We start from the raw sequence: 15,656 nt of genomic DNA, 5'->3' as shown, positions 1-15,656 counted from the left end.
TCTTATGAGTAATGGCACACTGACAAGAAAATTGGGCTTCTGGTCGGCTTTGGCAATCGCAGTAGGAACCACAGTCGGTTCGGGGATCTTCGTTTCATCGGGTGACGTAGCGAAAGCTGCTGGTACACCGACAATCTCTATTCTTGCATGGATCATCGGGGGCATTATTGCCATTCCACAGGTAATGGTATTGGCGGAACTGTCAACAGCCTATCCCCAAAATGGAAGCGGTTATGTTTATTTGAATAAAGCAGGCTGGCGGCCATTGGCCTTTCTATATGGATGGGCAACGTTTTGGGCGCTTGACCCTCCGTCCATTTCCATAATGGCATTGGCCATTGTGTCCTATGTTGCTTCCTTTTTCCCATTCTTCTCCGGGATTGCAGGGAAACTATTAGGTGTCGCAATTATTTTAATTATTACTTCCATCCACTATCGCAGTGTCAAAGAGGGCGGTTTTTTCCAAGTTCTGATTACCGCCATCAAAATTATTCCATTCTTAATTGTTATTGTACTGGGCATTATGTATATGAATCCAGAGCATTTTTCTTATACTCCTGCATCAGGCATGGTGAAAACTAGTTTAATTGGAGGAGTATCCGCCACAACCTGGGCCTATACAGGTATGGCAGCCATATGTTTTATGGCAGGGGAATTCAAAAATCCAGGAAAAGTGCTGCCAAAAGCACTGATCAGTTCTGTGTTTATCGTCCTTGGTTTATATACATTACTAGCTGTTTGCGTGACAGGTCTAATGCCTTTTGAAAAATTAATCCACTCAAGTGCAGCAGTATCGGATGCGGTTAAGTATATTCCTGGTTTTTCTGGAATGGCTTCTTCCTTTGTCGCGATTACTGCGATTATCGTTATTTTGGGATCTTTGAGCTCTTGCATCATGTTCCAGCCTAGACTTGAGTACGCCATGGCGAATGATGGTCTGTTCTTCCAACGTTTTGCAAAAGTTCATCCTAAATATGAAACACCTAGTTTTTCGATTATTGTTCAGGTTACCTATGCCTGTATTCTAGTATTCTTTAGCAATTTAACCGCGCTGTTAGGGTATTTCACCCTCATTCAATTAGTCATTAATATTTTGGACTTTGCAGCTGTTTATAAGTGCCGTAAACGGGAGGATTATAACCCGATTTATCGGATGCCAATGTGGAGAATCACAACCATTTTGGCCATCCTTGGGGCTTCCTGGCTTGCTTGGGGAACCTTTACCTGGGCACCAATCCAAGGGATGATTGCGGCCTTTATTGTAATCGCTACAGGCCTTCCTGTGTATTACTATTGGGAAAAGAAATACGGATCAAAAAATAGAAATGATCATGATCTAACAGCTTAACAGAAAGGAAGTTAGTTCTTAGCAGCTAACTTCCTTAAAAATTTATGATAAAACAATTGTATATTTTGTAATGTTTAGTTATAATACAAGGCATAACAAATAAACTTTCAGGAGGAAAACACAATGCTAAAGTTTGATGAGGAATTATTCCTAAAGCTTGTTGAAAAAGAAGGTCTTGCCTTTAGAGGGCAAATTGAACAATTTGTCGATGAAATCTGTAAAAAGGGATACAAGAACATTTTCTTGATCGGAGCAGGTGGAACCATTGCAATGATGTATCCTTATGAATATATTTTAAAATCAAATTCAACTATAGATGTACATGCGGAAATCGCTGCTGAATTTATGGTGATGAACCATAAACATTTCAGTAAAGATTCGGTTTGCATCTTTACCTCTGTATCTGGAACAACGAAAGAAACGGTAGCTGCGGCAGAATATTGTAAAGAAAGAGGAGCTACAACCATTGCATTGGTGGCTGAGCCAAACACACCAATGACACAAATCGTCGATTACTGTATCACAACGGGCTCTGAAAACCATTCATTTGATACCTTCTTTATGCTGCTATACATGGTTGTTTTCCGTTTCATGTATAACAACAATGAATTTCCGCAGTATGAGCAATTTACAAAAGAAGTGGCCTTACTTCCAAGAGCCATTCTTAGTGCAGTAAAAGCATTTGATAAAAAAGCAGAGGAATTTGCGATTAAACATAAAGACACCGATTATCACATGATGGTTGGATCTGGTAACCTTTGGGGCAATACGTATTCATACGCTATGTGTATATTGGAAGAGATGCAGTGGATTCATGCAAAATCTATTCACGCTGCTGAGTTTTTCCATGGTACGCTGGAATTAGTATTGGAAGATACAAGTGTTATTTTACTAAAAGGTGAAGATGAAACAAGACCATTAATGGACCGTGTTGAGAGATTTGCAGAGAAGATTACAAAGCAGCTAACAGTCATTGATACAAAGGATTTCGATATGGAAGGCATCAGTGAGGAATTCCGAAAACACTTTGCTGTCAGCATCAATTGGTCTGTCCTTAGCCGAATCAGCGTTCATCTTGAGAAGGAAAGAAACCACCCATTAACCCTTAGAAGATACTATCGCCAGTTTGAATACTAAAATAATTACGAGCACTACATCGTAGTGCTCTCATTCCTTTATGCTAATGAAAGAAGGGCTAAAAATGAGGTTCGTAACTGTCGGTGATAACTGTATGGATGTCTATCAGGCAAGCAAGAAAGCCTACCCGGGAGGAAATCCGGTGAATGTGGCAGTTTATTTGAAAGAATTAGGGGCTGAAACAGCTTATATTGGCTGGGTTGGAACCGATCCATACGGGGATGTCATGATACATGCACTTCAGGAAAAGGGCGTGGATGTATCACATCTTACGAAAAAAGAAGGAAAGACAGCTGTTACGTATGTAGAATTAGTCGATAATGACCGCAAGTTTGGCGATTATGAAGAAGGAGTGATGGCTGATTTTTCATTAACGAATGAAGAGCTTCACTTCATTGGAAATCACCAACTTGTACATGCTGGGATTTGGGGACACGTAGAAGAGTATTTTCCGACTTTTAGAGAAATGGGTCTGACCACCTCTTTTGATTTCTCAGATCAATTAGACCATAGTCTAGTTCAAACCTTGCCGTCATTAGTTGATTATTCGTTCTTTTCCTATACAAAAGATGACGATTATATCCGTCAATTTTTAAAGGATGTAAAGAGTCGAGGTACAAATATTGCTGTGGCAACCTTAGGTGAAAACGGTTCTTTAGCCTATGATGGGGAACAGTTTTACCAATTTGGAGTACAGGAAGCTAATGTGGTAGATACGATGGGCGCTGGTGATTCCTTTATTTCCGGATTTATCTATGCGAGATTGCAGGGCCAGCCAATTCAAAAATGTCTTGAATGTGGCACAAATACAGCTGCCAAAACCATCAGCTACTTTGGCGCATGGTGACGGAGATTCACTATCAATGTATAATAGATTATATAATCTATTGATAGTAAGGATGAAATAAAGAATGAATTTAAATCCATCCACTCCCCAGCCATTATATATGCAAATTAGACAAATGCTGATGAATGATATCCAGCAGGGAAAATACAAGCCGGATGAACAAATCCCAACAGAAGCAGAGCTTTGTGAAATTTATAACGTGAGCCGAATCACGATTCGAAAAGCGATTGAGGAATTAGTGAAGGAAGGAACCCTGACTCGGATTCCCCGCAGAGGTACCTTTGTTACCTCAAAGAAAATCAATAACGAACTGTTATCTGTAAGCGGATTCTCAGAATTCAGCCACCAGCTTGGTATGATTCCCAACTCCCGAATTTTAAGAAGTGAAGTCATTCCAGCCTCTGAGGTTGTTGCGGGTCATCTGCAGATTGAGGCAGGAAGTCCGGTGTTAGAGTTGGAGCGCCTGATGTATGTCAATGATCGTCCGTTATTTTACGATGTCGCTCACTATTCGTTAATTCGCTTCCCTGATTTGGAAAAGAAAATCACAACAGATGAATCAACTTATAAGATTCTGTCGGAAAATTACCATACAGAAATTGTCAGCAACGATAAGAACATCGATGTTATTAGTGCCACAAAGGATTATGCAAAGTTATTGGAATGTGATATCGGAGCAAATCTATTTCGAATTTTAAAAATTGCATTTGATACGAAGGATGAACCTGTTCACCTTTCTACCTTTATGTGTGAAACAAATAAGGTCACTCTGACCGTTCATCGTGCAAAATAGGTTATACCCTTCCTTGGGTATAGCCTTTTTATTTGGTAGTTAAGAACTGTTGTAAAAATGCGACAAACCTTGAACACAAAAACGTCATAACTTTTTTCATAGGATGGCAGTTAACGATGAAAGCTAGAGTTTAAATGGTTAATGGTCTCACCTTCCCTGCCAGTTTGATGTAACCCCCTCTTTATTTCCGTATTTTTAAGGCTGTTGCAAAAATACCACAGTATTCTCAGCCCTTTAGTGGCTGCTCCTTGGCTGATTGACGCGTCTTTTTTTCTTGCTTATGATGTTAGTGAAAAGATTCACAAACTAGTTTATATAAACATTTTATTACTGCTTTTTTATTTATAGATTTTTGTGAAATTATTCACATACTACTGAGGAGTGAGCGAGATGTCAAAAGTCATTTCAGCAAAAGAAGCTGCCGAGCTGATCAAAGATGGCGATACGGTTGCTGCGAGTGGATTTGGGTTAGCTTGTTGGGCGGAGGAAATGGGAATTTCCATTGAGGAACGTTTTCTGCAAACAGGCCATCCGCAAAATCTAACCGTTATGCATTCAAGTGCTGTTGGAAATAGACGTGATAAAGGAATGAGCCATTTAGGGTATGAAGGGTTAATCAAACGATGGATTGGCGGAATCGCCATTGCATCACCTGGGATGGCCAAATTAATTGAAGAAGACAAATGTGAAGCGTATAACTTGCCGCAAGGTGTCATCACCCAATTATATAGAGAGATTGCTGCCAAACGCCCGGGAGTCATTACTAAAGTAGGAATGGGGACATTTGTTGACCCGCGAGTCGAAGGCGGCAAGATGTCAGCATCTACCAAAGAAGACATTGTCAAAGTAGTGGAGCTAGATGGAGAAGAATGGTTGTATTATAAGTCCTTCCCTATTCAAGTGGGCTTAATCCGCGGAACCGTGGCTGATGAAAATGGCAACTTAACTCTTGAAAAAGAAGGACTTCATATGGAAGTACTGCCGATAGCACAAGCTGTTCATAACTCTGGAGGCATTGTGATTGCCCAGGTAGAAACAGTTGCGAAAAATGGTACGTTAGATCCAAAAGATATCAAGGTACCCGGTATTTTAGTCGATTATATAGTTGTTTCAAAGCCTGAAAACCATTTTCAAACAGAAAATACTTATTATAATCCTGCCTTTTCCGGACATGTAAAAGTTCCAGTTGATTCAATAGATGCACTGCCGTTGGATGAACGGAAAATAATTGCCCGCCGTTCAGCAGCAGAACTTATGCCAAATACCGTCTTAAACCTTGGTGTAGGGATTCCGGTTTGTGTGGGTACTGTTGCTGCAGAGGAAGAAGTAAGCGAACAGCTCATTCTTACGACAGAAGCAGGATCCATTGGCGGTGTTCCAGCAGGTTTGAAGGACTTTGGCCATGCCTATAACTCTGAGGCCATTGTGGATCACGATTCACAGTTTGATTTTTACGATGGCGGCGGTATTGATTTATCCGTTCTGGGACTTGCGCAAACTGACGAATTTGGCAATGTCAACGTGAGTAAGTTTGGCACTCGTGTAGCAGGCTGCGGTGGATTTATTAATATCTCACAATCTGCGAAAAAACTAGTGTTTGCCGGTACCTTTACAGCAGGCGGCCTTCAGGTTCAGGTGAAAAATGGAAAGCTGAACATTATACAAGAAGGAAAAGCGAAAAAATTTATTAAAAAAGTCCAGCAAATTACCTTCAGTGGAGCCTATGCAACACAAATCAATCAGCCGGTGGTGTACGTAACAGAACGCGCTGTTTTTGAACTAATCGAGGGAAAAGTAACCTTGACTGAAATAGCGCCGGGAGTTGACTTACAAACTCATATTTTCGATCAAATGGAATTTACTCCAGCTGTATCTCCAAACTTAAAGGTAATGGATCCAGCTATGTTCCAAGAAAACTGGGGTAAGCTGAAGTCCATTATTGCTGAAAGAAGCAAAGAATTAGTTACGGTTTAAAAAAGTATATAATCTTGGAGGAAACAAAAACATGAATATAGAGCTTAATCGCTGGAGAATTTTAATCGCCTCGACCCTGATTAATATCTGTGTCGGAGCCGTCTATGCCTTTAGTATTTTTGCTTTACCATTAACAAAGGTGTTTCATGCAACCATGCCGGAAATCATGATGGCATTTACGATCAATGCAGCCATCGCGCCGATTCCTATGATTTTAGGCGGAAAATTAGTTGACAAGGGTGGGGCTAGAACCGCCATCTTCCTGGGAGGGTCCATGTTTGGGATCGGGTTTATTTTATCCGGTTTAGCCACTGCACCTTGGATGCTTTACATCACTTACGGTATCATTACCGGTATTGGCCAAGGTATTGTATATTCTTCTACTATCGGAAACTCAGTAAAGCTGTTCCCAGATAAACGCGGTATGGCTGCAGGGATTGTAACTGCCGGTTATGGCGGCGGTACGATTGTCATTGCGCCCATTGCTAACGCGCTAATTACTAGCAACGGTGTTCAATCAACTTTAGTGACACTTGGCATGGTCTTCTTAGTGATAATTTTGGGATGCGGTCTATTAGTAAAAGCTTGTCCGGTTGGATATGCACCAAAAGGATGGACTCCTCCAGTTGTTAAAGGTACTCAAACGGGCGGTGTGAATATCCCTTGGAACCAAATGATCAAAAAACCAATGTTCTACGTAATAGCATGCATGTTCTTAATTGGTGCTCTTTCCGGAATGATGGTTACCTCCAATGCTTCTGTAATTGGACAGACCATGTTTGGCCTATCTGCTGCAACAGCTGCATTATATGTTAGTTTATATTCTCTAAGTAACTGTCTTGGTCGTGTATTCTGGGGAGCTGTTTCTGATAAAATCGGCCGAACCAAATGTTTAATGGCCATCTACTTAGTCATTGCGGTAATGATGCTAATCATTGCATCATCTACATCTGTTGCCGGCTTCGCGGCAGCCATTGTTGGAATTGGTTTATGCTTCGGCGGTACGATGGGAATTTTCCCTTCTATTGTTGGTGAGAAATTTGGAATGAAATATTATGGGGTTAATTATGGCGTTACGTTTATTGGTTACTCAGGTGCTGCCTTCTTTGGCCCAAGAATTGCCAACAGCGTGGCAGCTGCAAATGGCGGTATGTTTACCAAAGCGTTCTATATTGCCTTAGTGATCTCACTAGTTGGTTTTGCGTTAACATTTATCTTTAAATCAATGGAAAGTAAAAAAACAACGGCACCAACCTCAACAAAGGTTGCTTAATAGAGGAGGAAGTTATCATGAGTATTACTAAATTGTTAGGTATCAAGTATCCTATTTTTCAAGGAGCTATGGCTCAAATTGCCTTTGCCCCATTAGTTGGAGCTGTTGCGAACGCTGGTGGATTAGGGATTATCGGATCAGGTGGCCTTTCTGCCGATCGTTTAAGAGAAGAAATTCGCAAAACAAAAGAAATTACGGACAAACCATTTGCTGTTAATCTAATGTTAATGATGAATAATATTCCAGAACTTATTCAAGTTCTTATTGAAGAAGGCGTAAAAATTGTGACAACCGGTGCAGGCAACCCGGCACCTTATATGCCAATTCTTAAAGAAAATGGTATTAAAGTCATTCCGGTTGTACCATCTGTTAAGCTTGCCAAGAAAATGGAAGCTATTGGGGTGGATGCGGTAGTCGCTGAAGGAACGGAATCAGGCGGACATGTGGGTGAAACAACAACAATGGCATTGCTGCCGCAGGTAACCAGTGCTGTTTCCATTCCAGTTGTTGCTGCAGGTGGAATTGCCGACGGCCGCGGAGTTGCTGCTGCTTTCGCTTTAGGCGCCCAAGGAGTTCAATTGGGAACCCGATTCTTAACAACTGTGGAATGTCCGACGCATATCAACTTTAAAATGGCTGTTGTGGAAGCGGATGATACAAGTACGACTGTAACAGGCCGCAGTGCCGGTGCTCCAGTGCGCAGTATTAAAAACAGTATGATTGCGGAATATTTAAGACTTGAGCAGGAAAAAGCAACACGTGATCAACTTGAAGAACTTACGTTAGGATCACTTAGAAAAGCTGTGTTTGAAGGTGATACGGACCGCGGTTCTGTCATGGCTGGCCAAATCGCAGGTATGTGCAATGAGATTACCACTGTTGAAGAAATGATTACCACTATGTTTGCCGAAGCTCAAGAAGTCTTGAACCGACTAGGAAACGTAATCCTTACAGAAGAAAAAGAATTAGTATTATCATAAATGAGAAGTAGCCAAGCAGAAAGTTTTCAAACCTGTTTGGCTATTTCTGTATAAAATGATTCATAATATGGACACCGCTTTTCACATTTATGACGTTTATAATACTACATAGGCAAAAAACTTAAGGGAGGTTTTACATATGAATCGCCCAAACGAATCTATAGTAGATAAACATATACACGACTTACCCTCCACTCTATTTGTCACAGATAAAGAAGGCAATATTCTCATTTCCAATGAATTTACGGCATTAACGATAGGTATGCCTCTTGAAGAATTAATCAAGGCCAATGTTCAAGACTTGGTTAAGGCCGGTTATTATAACCATTCAATTACGATGGAAGCGATTGAAAGCAAGCAGCGGGTTACGAGGATTATCAAAACAAGCAGAGGATTTAATGTACAGTCCACTGCCATTCCGATTTTTAATAATGTCGGAGATATTCAGCTGGTTGTAACGAAATCTAATCAATATAAAGAAAAAATTCATTTGGATGATGAGGCTTACGAATTACTTTATTCAAATGATAATAAAAAAGAAGAACTTCCAATAGAGGCTGAGCCGGGGATTATTGCAGAAAGCTTAGCGATGAAACAAATTTTGAAGGTCTGCAGCCAAATTGCTTCCTATGATACTAAGGTATTAATCTCAGGGGAATCAGGAACTGGCAAGGAAGTGATGGCGAAATACATCCATCAAAAAAGTGATCGCCAAGGTCCGTTCGTTTCGATTAATTGTGCCGCGATACATCCATCATTATTTGAATATGAGTTGTTTGGTTATGAAAAAGGATCTTTTGAAGGCGCCATTGAGGCAAAAAAGGGAATATTCGAAGAAGCCAACGATGGCACGTTGTTTTTAGATGAAATAGCTGAATTGCCATTGGACATGCAGGCCAAATTACTCAGGGTTATTGAAAATAATGAGGTAAGAAGAGTCGGCGGTGTCCGTAATATTACCGTGAATTGCCGCGTCATTTCCGCTACCAACAGGGATTTGTGGAAAATGATTAAACAGGGAGTTTTTCGGGAGGATTTATATTACCGAATCAATGTGATTCCAATACAAATTCCACCGCTGCGCAATCGAAAGTTAGATCTAGTGGGTCTTATATCTTGTTTCATTACGGAATTTAATCAAAAATATGATAAAAGTTATGTCCTCAGTGCTGAGGATTTTCAAAAAATGCTTTGGCAGGACTGGCCCGGCAATGCCAGAGAACTTCGCAATTATATTGAAAGACTGGTCGTAACGGAGCATGCCCACATGGATCAGCAATCAAACGAAGCTGTTACAGACTGGTTTACCATTGACCATTTTATAAAAAGTAACATGAAAAATTCTTGGAAACTGAAAGATTTTACAGCAGTAGTGGAAGGAAGATACATCCAACACATTCTTGATGCCAGCAATGGAAATGCCACAGAGGCAGCAAAGCGTTTAGAGGTGGATCGATCGGCCGTTTATCGGAAATTGAAAAAGATGGATGGGATCATTCATTCTAAGGAGCAAACTGACAAAAGGCATACCGAATAAATGGTATGCCTTACAATGGTTACTTCTTATCTGCAAGCCATTTGGCAACTGCCTTGGAATCTTTATCAGAAAGAAGATCACCTGGCATCATGCCTTTTCCGTCCTTAATAATTTTAAGGATTTCCTTTTCATTGGATTTGCCACCAACCTTGGAAATATCAGGTCCTGCCCCTCCTGTCAAGTCAGCGCCATGACAGCCTGCACATGACCTATTGTAAGGTTTCTCTCCAGCAGACACCACCTTATTTTTATCGTCTTCCTTTACAGCATCTGAACTACATCCGCTTGTTATGAGTGCAGTAAACAGAAATGCTGTCCATAATTTTTTCATGGTGTTCCTCCTTCCTATCAGATAAGTTAAATATACTGAATAACTTGTATAGGGAGAGGATTACTCCATGAAATTTTAATGAACTCAAGTTCAAGTTTTTTGGTTTTGTCACATGTTGGTTTGGTATATCGTAAAAGAAGATTTATTTAATCATTTTCATAATCAATTCCTTATTCCGGTTATAGAAAACCTCATTATGAGAAGAAACCATCGCAGATGCTTCAGATAAGGGTTCAATAAATTTCTTCGCTTTGTTCACAGCATTGGCGGCGTCCTGGAAAGCCCCGGCGATTAAATGCAATTTCCCGTCGTGTTTTAGAATATCACCTGCAGCATAAAGCCCCGGAATAGCCGTTTCACTAGTAGCATTCCCTTTTATATAGAATTCGTCAACCATCGGAATATCCAATTCACTGTCTTCCAGTAACGAAGCATCTCGGTCAAATCCATGATGGATCAGGACATCGTCCACAGGAATCGTGGTAATGTCCTCGGTTAGATGATTGGTCACCTCCACTGATTCAATGGATGGCTCTTTTGGACATGGGATTAATTTGGTAATAGAGGAATTGAACATACAATTAGCCGAGCTGTTTAAGAGCTGTGACACCTGTGACTCATGACCTGACAGTGAATCGCGTCTATGTACCAAGTAGACCTTCGCAGCAATTGGCTCTAAAAGGTTAGCCCAATCTATGGCTGAATTCCCTCCGCCTGATATCACAACTGTTTTATCTTTAAAATGTTTAATGGATTGGACCGTATAATGCAGGTTGGTCACTTCATAGCGATCAGCACCTTCAAGCGCTAGCTTTAGCGGCTGTAAAATTCCGCTGCCAATCGCGATTATCACAGATTTAGAGTAATGAATAGTACTAGAAGCTGCTTTTAAGACAAACCATCCTTCGTCACTGCGAGAAATAGAAGTGACCTTTTCATTTAAAATAACCTCAGGGTTAAAGGTTAACGCCTGTTCCTTTAGTTGCTCAATCAGCTTAGCACCTGTAATCGGTACTAAACCGCCTACATCCCAAATGATTTTCTCCGGATAGACATGAATTTTTCCGCCTAATTCGGGCTGAGCTTCAATGATTTTTGTTTTCATTTCCCGAAGTCCCCCGTAAAAAGCTGAATAAAGGCCGGCCGGTCCCCCACCAATAATCGTTAAGTCAAACAATTCAATATCACTCATGTTTTAAGACTCCTTATCTTTCATCTTAAAAAATAGTATTGACTCTTTAAATAATAAGCTTTATAGTCTTATTGTAATGATATTGATAATCATTATCAATGGTAATTTTAAATCATTTTTTTTGGAGGAATGGTAATGGTTCGTTTATACACTGAACAATTACAGGTAGGTTATGGGGAACGAACAATTGTGAAGGACTTGTCGATTGAAATTCCAGATAAAAAAATAACCATTATCATCGGTCCCAACGGATGCGGAAAATCGACCCTTCTAAAAGCGATGTCGCGGATTATTTCTCATCAGTCCGGTTCCATCATTCTTGATGGGGTGAGTATTACCAGGGAAGATACGAAAAGCCTGGCGCAAAAGCTTGCGATTCTGCCGCAAACGCCGGAAAGTGCTGCTGGCCTTACGGTTGGCGAGCTTGTGTCATATGGACGTTTTCCGTATCAAAGTGGATTCGGTAGGCTGACCAAAAAGGATATAGAAGTGATCAATTGGGCCATGGAGGTAACGGGTACAGCTGCCTATAAATATGATCAAGTCGATTCACTATCTGGTGGACAGAGGCAGCGGGTTTGGATTGCCTTGGCTCTCGCCCAAAAAACAGAAATGATATTCCTAGACGAGCCGACAACCTATCTTGATATGGCACATCAGCTCGAAGTTCTGGAACTGCTGCAGAAGCTTAACAAGGAACAGGGCCGAACCATCGTCATGGTCTTGCATGACCTAAACCAGGCAGCTCGTTTTGCGGATTATCTAGTGGCATTAAAAGCTGGAAAAATTGTCAAAACCGGTACGGGCAGAGAGGTTATGAATCGAGAAGTATTACGGGAGGTTTTTCAGATTGATGCGGAAATCGGAAAGGACCCCAGAACCAATAAACCAATTTGCATCACATACAACTTAATTAAGGGAGAAGAGAAAGATGAAGAAATTATGGATGCCATGCCTGCTTATACTGGTACTTATTCTTAGTGCCTGTGGAGGAAAGACTGCCGAAACATCAAAGGATGATAAGAAAACGGATGAATCGAAGACCATTACATATCAATCTGAGAATGGACCTGTGGAAGTTCCGGCAAATCCGAAGAGAGTCATTGTTCTTTCATCATTTGCAGGTAATGTGATGTCTTTGGGAGTCAATATGGTAGGAGTGGATTCCTGGTCCAAAGCCAATCCGCGCTTTGACAAATTGAAAAATGTTGAGGAAGTAACAGATGATAATTTAGAAAAAATTATTGAACTAAATCCCGATTTGATTATTGGTCTTTCTAATACAAAAAATGTTGATAAATTAAAAGAAATTGCCCCTACTGTCACCTTTACTTATGGAAAACTAGATTATTTAACACAACATTTGGAAATTGGAAAACTATTAAACAAACAAAAAGAGGCCCAACAGTGGGTTAAAAACTTCAAGGCAGAGGCTAAGGCTGCAGGAGAAGAAATTAAAGAAAAAATTGGTGAAAATGCAACAGTTTCAGTTGTTGAAAACTTTGACAAGCAGCTTTACGTATTCGGTGACCATTGGGCCCGAGGTACGGAAATTTTATATCAGGAAATGAAATTAAATATGCCGGAAAAAGTGAAAGAAATGGCACTAAAACCAGGCTATTATGCTATTTCTCCAGAAGTGCTATCAGACTATGCCGGGGACTATGTCATCTTTAGTAAAAATGCGGATGGCGATACATCCTTCCAAGGAACGGAAACCTATAAAAATATGCCTGCTGTAAAGAACAACCATGTCTTTGAGGCGAATGCCAAGGAATTCTACTTTAATGACCCCATCACCTTGGAATATCAACTGGACTTCTTTAAAAAGTCTTTTCTAAACAAATAGGATAGCAAGAGGGATTCTCAACAGGAATTCCTCTTTTCTATCAGAAAGATGAGATGCTTATGTTAAAACAAAAAAGCTCCTTTTCTTTGCTGTATAAGTTCATAGTAGGAATATTAGTACTGATTGCCTCCTTTTTGATTGCTATGATATTTGGCGCTGCTGATACCAGTATGAATGAGGTTTGGCTGTCACTTACCTCTACTGTAAAAACAGATACCATCACGATGATTCGGGAAATCCGTTTGCCTCGCGAGGTAGCTGCGGTCTTTGTTGGAGCTGCCCTTTCCATCTCCGGGGCGATTATGCAAGGTCTGACTAGAAACCCACTGGCAGATCCGGGGTTGCTGGGATTAACAGCCGGGGCCAATGCCGCCCTAGCGCTAATATTGGCGCTTAGACCTTCAGCCGGATACTTGGCCATTACCTTGACATGTTTTTTGGGAGCCGCTGTCGGTGTGATTTTTGTATTTGGGATTGGTGCCATGAAAAAAGGTGGTTTCTCACCGTTAAGAATTGTACTTGCGGGTGCGGCAGTATCTGCCTTTTTATATGGAATTGCAGAAGGAATTGGCCTTTATTTTAAAATATCTAAGGATGTCTCCATGTGGACAGCTGGCGGTTTGATGGGCACTACATGGAAGCAGCTCCAAGTGATAGTTCCCTTTATTATTTTGGGAATCATTGTTTCCTTTTTTCTGGCAAGACAGCTTACGATTCTTAGCTTAAATGAAGAGGTGGCTGTTGGATTAGGGCAGAAGACTAATCAGATCAAGGCAGTGCTGTTTATCATAATTGTTCTGCTAGCGGGCTCCTCCGTTGCGCTGGTTGGTAATATGGCCTTTATCGGTTTGATGGTGCCGCATTTCGTAAGGATCATCGTGGGCACGGATTATCGTTTTGTCCTCCCTATGTCGGCGATCTTTGGTGCTGCGTTTATGATGTTGGCGGACATGTTGGGGCGTACAATAAATGCCCCCTATGAAACACCTGTTTACGCCATTGTTTCGATGCTGGGTTTGCCATTCTTCCTGTTTATTGTACATAAAGGAGGGAAAACCCTTTTATGATTCATCCAAGTATTTTAAGAAAACAAAGATTAATAATCAGTATACTACTAGTTTTAATAGGATTGACCATTATCGTAAGTCTTGGTTTAGGCTATTCATCCGTATCCTATCAACGAATTTTGCCTGTCCTTATGGGAGATGGAACCTTTAAAGAGGATTTTGTCTTATTTTCTATTCGCATGCCGCGGATTGTGGTAACCTTGCTTGCAGGAATGGCCTTAGCTGTCTCAGGATCTATTTTGCAGGGACTAACCCGAAATGACCTGGCAGATCCGGGAATCCTCGGTATCAATTCCGGGGCAGGGATAGGGATTGCGATTTTCTTCTTGTTTTTCCCAATTGATGCAGGTTCATTTGTCTATATGCTGCCAGCGGTAGGGTTTTTTGGAGCACTTTTAACGGCCGTTTTCATTTATCTTTTTGCCTATCAAAAAGGCCTAGGGCTGCAGCCTAATAAATTGGTTCTTGTTGGGATTGGTTTTTCGATGGCCTTATCAGGGGCAATGATTGTGATAATTTCTTCTGCTGAACGCCAAAAGGTAGATTTCATTGCTAAATGGTTATCCGGAAATATTTGGGGTGCAGACTGGCCGTTTATCTGGGCGATCCTCCCCTGGCTAGCTATTTTAATCCCCTTCACCTTATATAAAGCAAATCGATTAAATCTACTTAGCTTGAATGACCCTGTTGCCATTGGGGTGGGCTTAAAGATGGAAAAAGAAAGGCTAGTTCTCCTGTTTACTGCTGTGGCTCTTTCAGCCTCTGCCGTTTCAGCGGCCGGAGGCATATCCTTTATTGGATTGATGGCGCCTCATTTTGCAAAGGCTCTGATTGGTCCAAGAAATCAATTGTTTCTCCCTATTGCTATGTTGGTAGGCGGATGGCTCCTCCTGTTTGCAGATACCATTGGTCGAAATCTTCTTCAACCGGAAGGAGTGTCCGCAGGAATCATGACGGCACTGATCGGTGCTCCCTATTTCATCTACTTGCTGCTTCGAAAATAATCGATAGGTGCCTGCCACCCAAATGGAAAATTTCATTTGGTGACAGGCGCCTTTTTTTATTGGCTGTGTTAAAGAACAGTGTTAATTTTTTTACACTCTGTTGATTGGAGCGGAAGGTGTGAAGACTCCTCGAAAATGCTAACGCATTTCCTTCGTGCGTGGGCGAATTCCAGGAAGAAAATCAATGTCCTGTGGGAGTACGGTTCTGGAGAGACCCCGCAGGCGTAAGCGCCGAGGAGGCTCGCCGAAACGCCCACGGAAAGCGAAGCACCTGGAGCGCAAATCAACAGACAAGTTTAATAGAGCTTTTTTTATTAAGGATAA

The 15,656-nt window shown here is 41.1% G+C and carries 14 protein-coding genes; 12 read left to right on the top strand and 2 right to left on the bottom strand.

What is annotated here, in order from left to right; all coding sequences use genetic code 11:
- Positions 1–4 precede the first annotated feature (4 nt).
- The 8 genes from ACI3K6_RS08750 (at position 5) to ACI3K6_RS08715 (ending at position 9,889) form a co-directional block, all read left to right on the top strand.
- The gene (locus tag ACI3K6_RS08750) at positions 5–1,348 is read left to right on the top strand and encodes an amino acid permease (RefSeq protein ID WP_435554502.1); all 1,344 of its coding nucleotides are present in this window, start codon (positions 5–7) and stop codon (positions 1,346–1,348) included.
- Between the two features lie 123 nt (positions 1,349–1,471).
- Positions 1,472–2,485 carry an SIS domain-containing protein gene (locus ACI3K6_RS08745; protein ID WP_435554501.1) on the top strand — a complete coding sequence of 338 codons (1,014 nt, stop codon included), beginning with the start codon at positions 1,472–1,474 and terminating at the stop codon, positions 2,483–2,485.
- A gap of 64 nt (positions 2,486–2,549) precedes the next feature.
- A complete protein-coding gene (gene frlD / locus ACI3K6_RS08740; protein WP_435554500.1) occupies positions 2,550–3,332 on the top strand; it encodes a fructoselysine 6-kinase in 783 nt (260 codons plus the stop codon).
- A 64-nt stretch (positions 3,333–3,396) separates the two neighbouring features.
- On the top strand, positions 3,397–4,125 hold the full coding sequence (locus ACI3K6_RS08735) for a GntR family transcriptional regulator (RefSeq protein ID WP_335481246.1): 729 nt from the start codon (positions 3,397–3,399) through the stop codon (positions 4,123–4,125).
- Positions 4,126–4,515: 390 nt separating this feature from the next.
- Positions 4,516–6,099: an acyl CoA:acetate/3-ketoacid CoA transferase gene (locus tag ACI3K6_RS08730; RefSeq protein ID WP_435554499.1), complete on the top strand. Its 1,584-nt coding sequence runs from the start codon at positions 4,516–4,518 to the stop codon at positions 6,097–6,099.
- 31 nt (positions 6,100–6,130) lie between these two features.
- The gene (locus ACI3K6_RS08725) at positions 6,131–7,372 is read left to right on the top strand and encodes an L-lactate MFS transporter (RefSeq protein ID WP_435554498.1); all 1,242 of its coding nucleotides are present in this window, start codon (positions 6,131–6,133) and stop codon (positions 7,370–7,372) included.
- Positions 7,373–7,389: 17 nt separating this feature from the next.
- Positions 7,390–8,352 (top strand): DUF561 domain-containing protein, encoded by a 963-nt coding sequence (locus tag ACI3K6_RS08720; RefSeq protein ID WP_435554497.1) that lies wholly within the window; start codon positions 7,390–7,392, stop codon positions 8,350–8,352.
- A gap of 139 nt (positions 8,353–8,491) precedes the next feature.
- Positions 8,492–9,889: a sigma-54 interaction domain-containing protein gene (locus tag ACI3K6_RS08715; RefSeq protein ID WP_435554496.1), complete on the top strand. Its 1,398-nt coding sequence runs from the start codon at positions 8,492–8,494 to the stop codon at positions 9,887–9,889.
- A 19-nt stretch (positions 9,890–9,908) separates the two neighbouring features.
- On the opposite strand, the gene ACI3K6_RS08710 is transcribed toward ACI3K6_RS08715, so the two are convergent.
- Both ACI3K6_RS08710 and ACI3K6_RS08705 read right to left on the bottom strand, forming a co-directional pair.
- Positions 9,909–10,220 carry a c-type cytochrome gene (locus tag ACI3K6_RS08710; RefSeq protein WP_435554495.1) on the bottom strand — a complete coding sequence of 104 codons (312 nt, stop codon included), beginning with the start codon at positions 10,218–10,220 and terminating at the stop codon, positions 9,909–9,911.
- A gap of 142 nt (positions 10,221–10,362) precedes the next feature.
- A complete protein-coding gene (locus ACI3K6_RS08705; protein ID WP_435554494.1) occupies positions 10,363–11,412 on the bottom strand; it encodes an NAD(P)/FAD-dependent oxidoreductase in 1,050 nt (349 codons plus the stop codon).
- Positions 11,413–11,547: 135 nt separating this feature from the next.
- Here ACI3K6_RS08705 and ACI3K6_RS08700 point away from each other — a divergent pair, with 135 nt between their 5' ends.
- Genes ACI3K6_RS08700 through ACI3K6_RS08685 form a run of 4 tightly spaced genes read left to right on the top strand, consistent with a single transcriptional unit; the run spans position 11,548 to position 15,332 of the window.
- Positions 11,548–12,393, top strand: coding sequence for an ABC transporter ATP-binding protein (locus tag ACI3K6_RS08700; RefSeq protein ID WP_435554493.1), 846 nt, complete (start codon positions 11,548–11,550; stop codon positions 12,391–12,393).
- Positions 12,344–13,261, top strand: coding sequence for an iron-hydroxamate ABC transporter substrate-binding protein (locus ACI3K6_RS08695; RefSeq protein ID WP_435554492.1), 918 nt, complete (start codon positions 12,344–12,346; stop codon positions 13,259–13,261). Before ACI3K6_RS08700 ends, ACI3K6_RS08695 begins: the two co-directional genes overlap by 50 nt.
- 59 nt (positions 13,262–13,320) lie before the next feature.
- Positions 13,321–14,328, top strand: coding sequence for a FecCD family ABC transporter permease (locus tag ACI3K6_RS08690; protein WP_435554491.1), 1,008 nt, complete (start codon positions 13,321–13,323; stop codon positions 14,326–14,328).
- Entirely contained in the window at positions 14,325–15,332 is a 1,008-nt protein-coding gene (locus ACI3K6_RS08685) for a FecCD family ABC transporter permease (RefSeq protein ID WP_435554490.1), read from the top strand. The genes ACI3K6_RS08690 and ACI3K6_RS08685 overlap by 4 nt, the downstream gene beginning before the upstream one ends.
- The last annotated feature ends 324 nt before the right edge of the window (positions 15,333–15,656 follow it).

The organism is Neobacillus solisequens, from assembly GCF_051233465.1.
Classification (GTDB): domain Bacteria; phylum Bacillota; class Bacilli; order Bacillales; family Cytobacillaceae; genus Neobacillus.
Note: the sequence above shows the minus strand (reverse complement) of the source record. Positions and strands in the feature narration are given on the sequence as shown.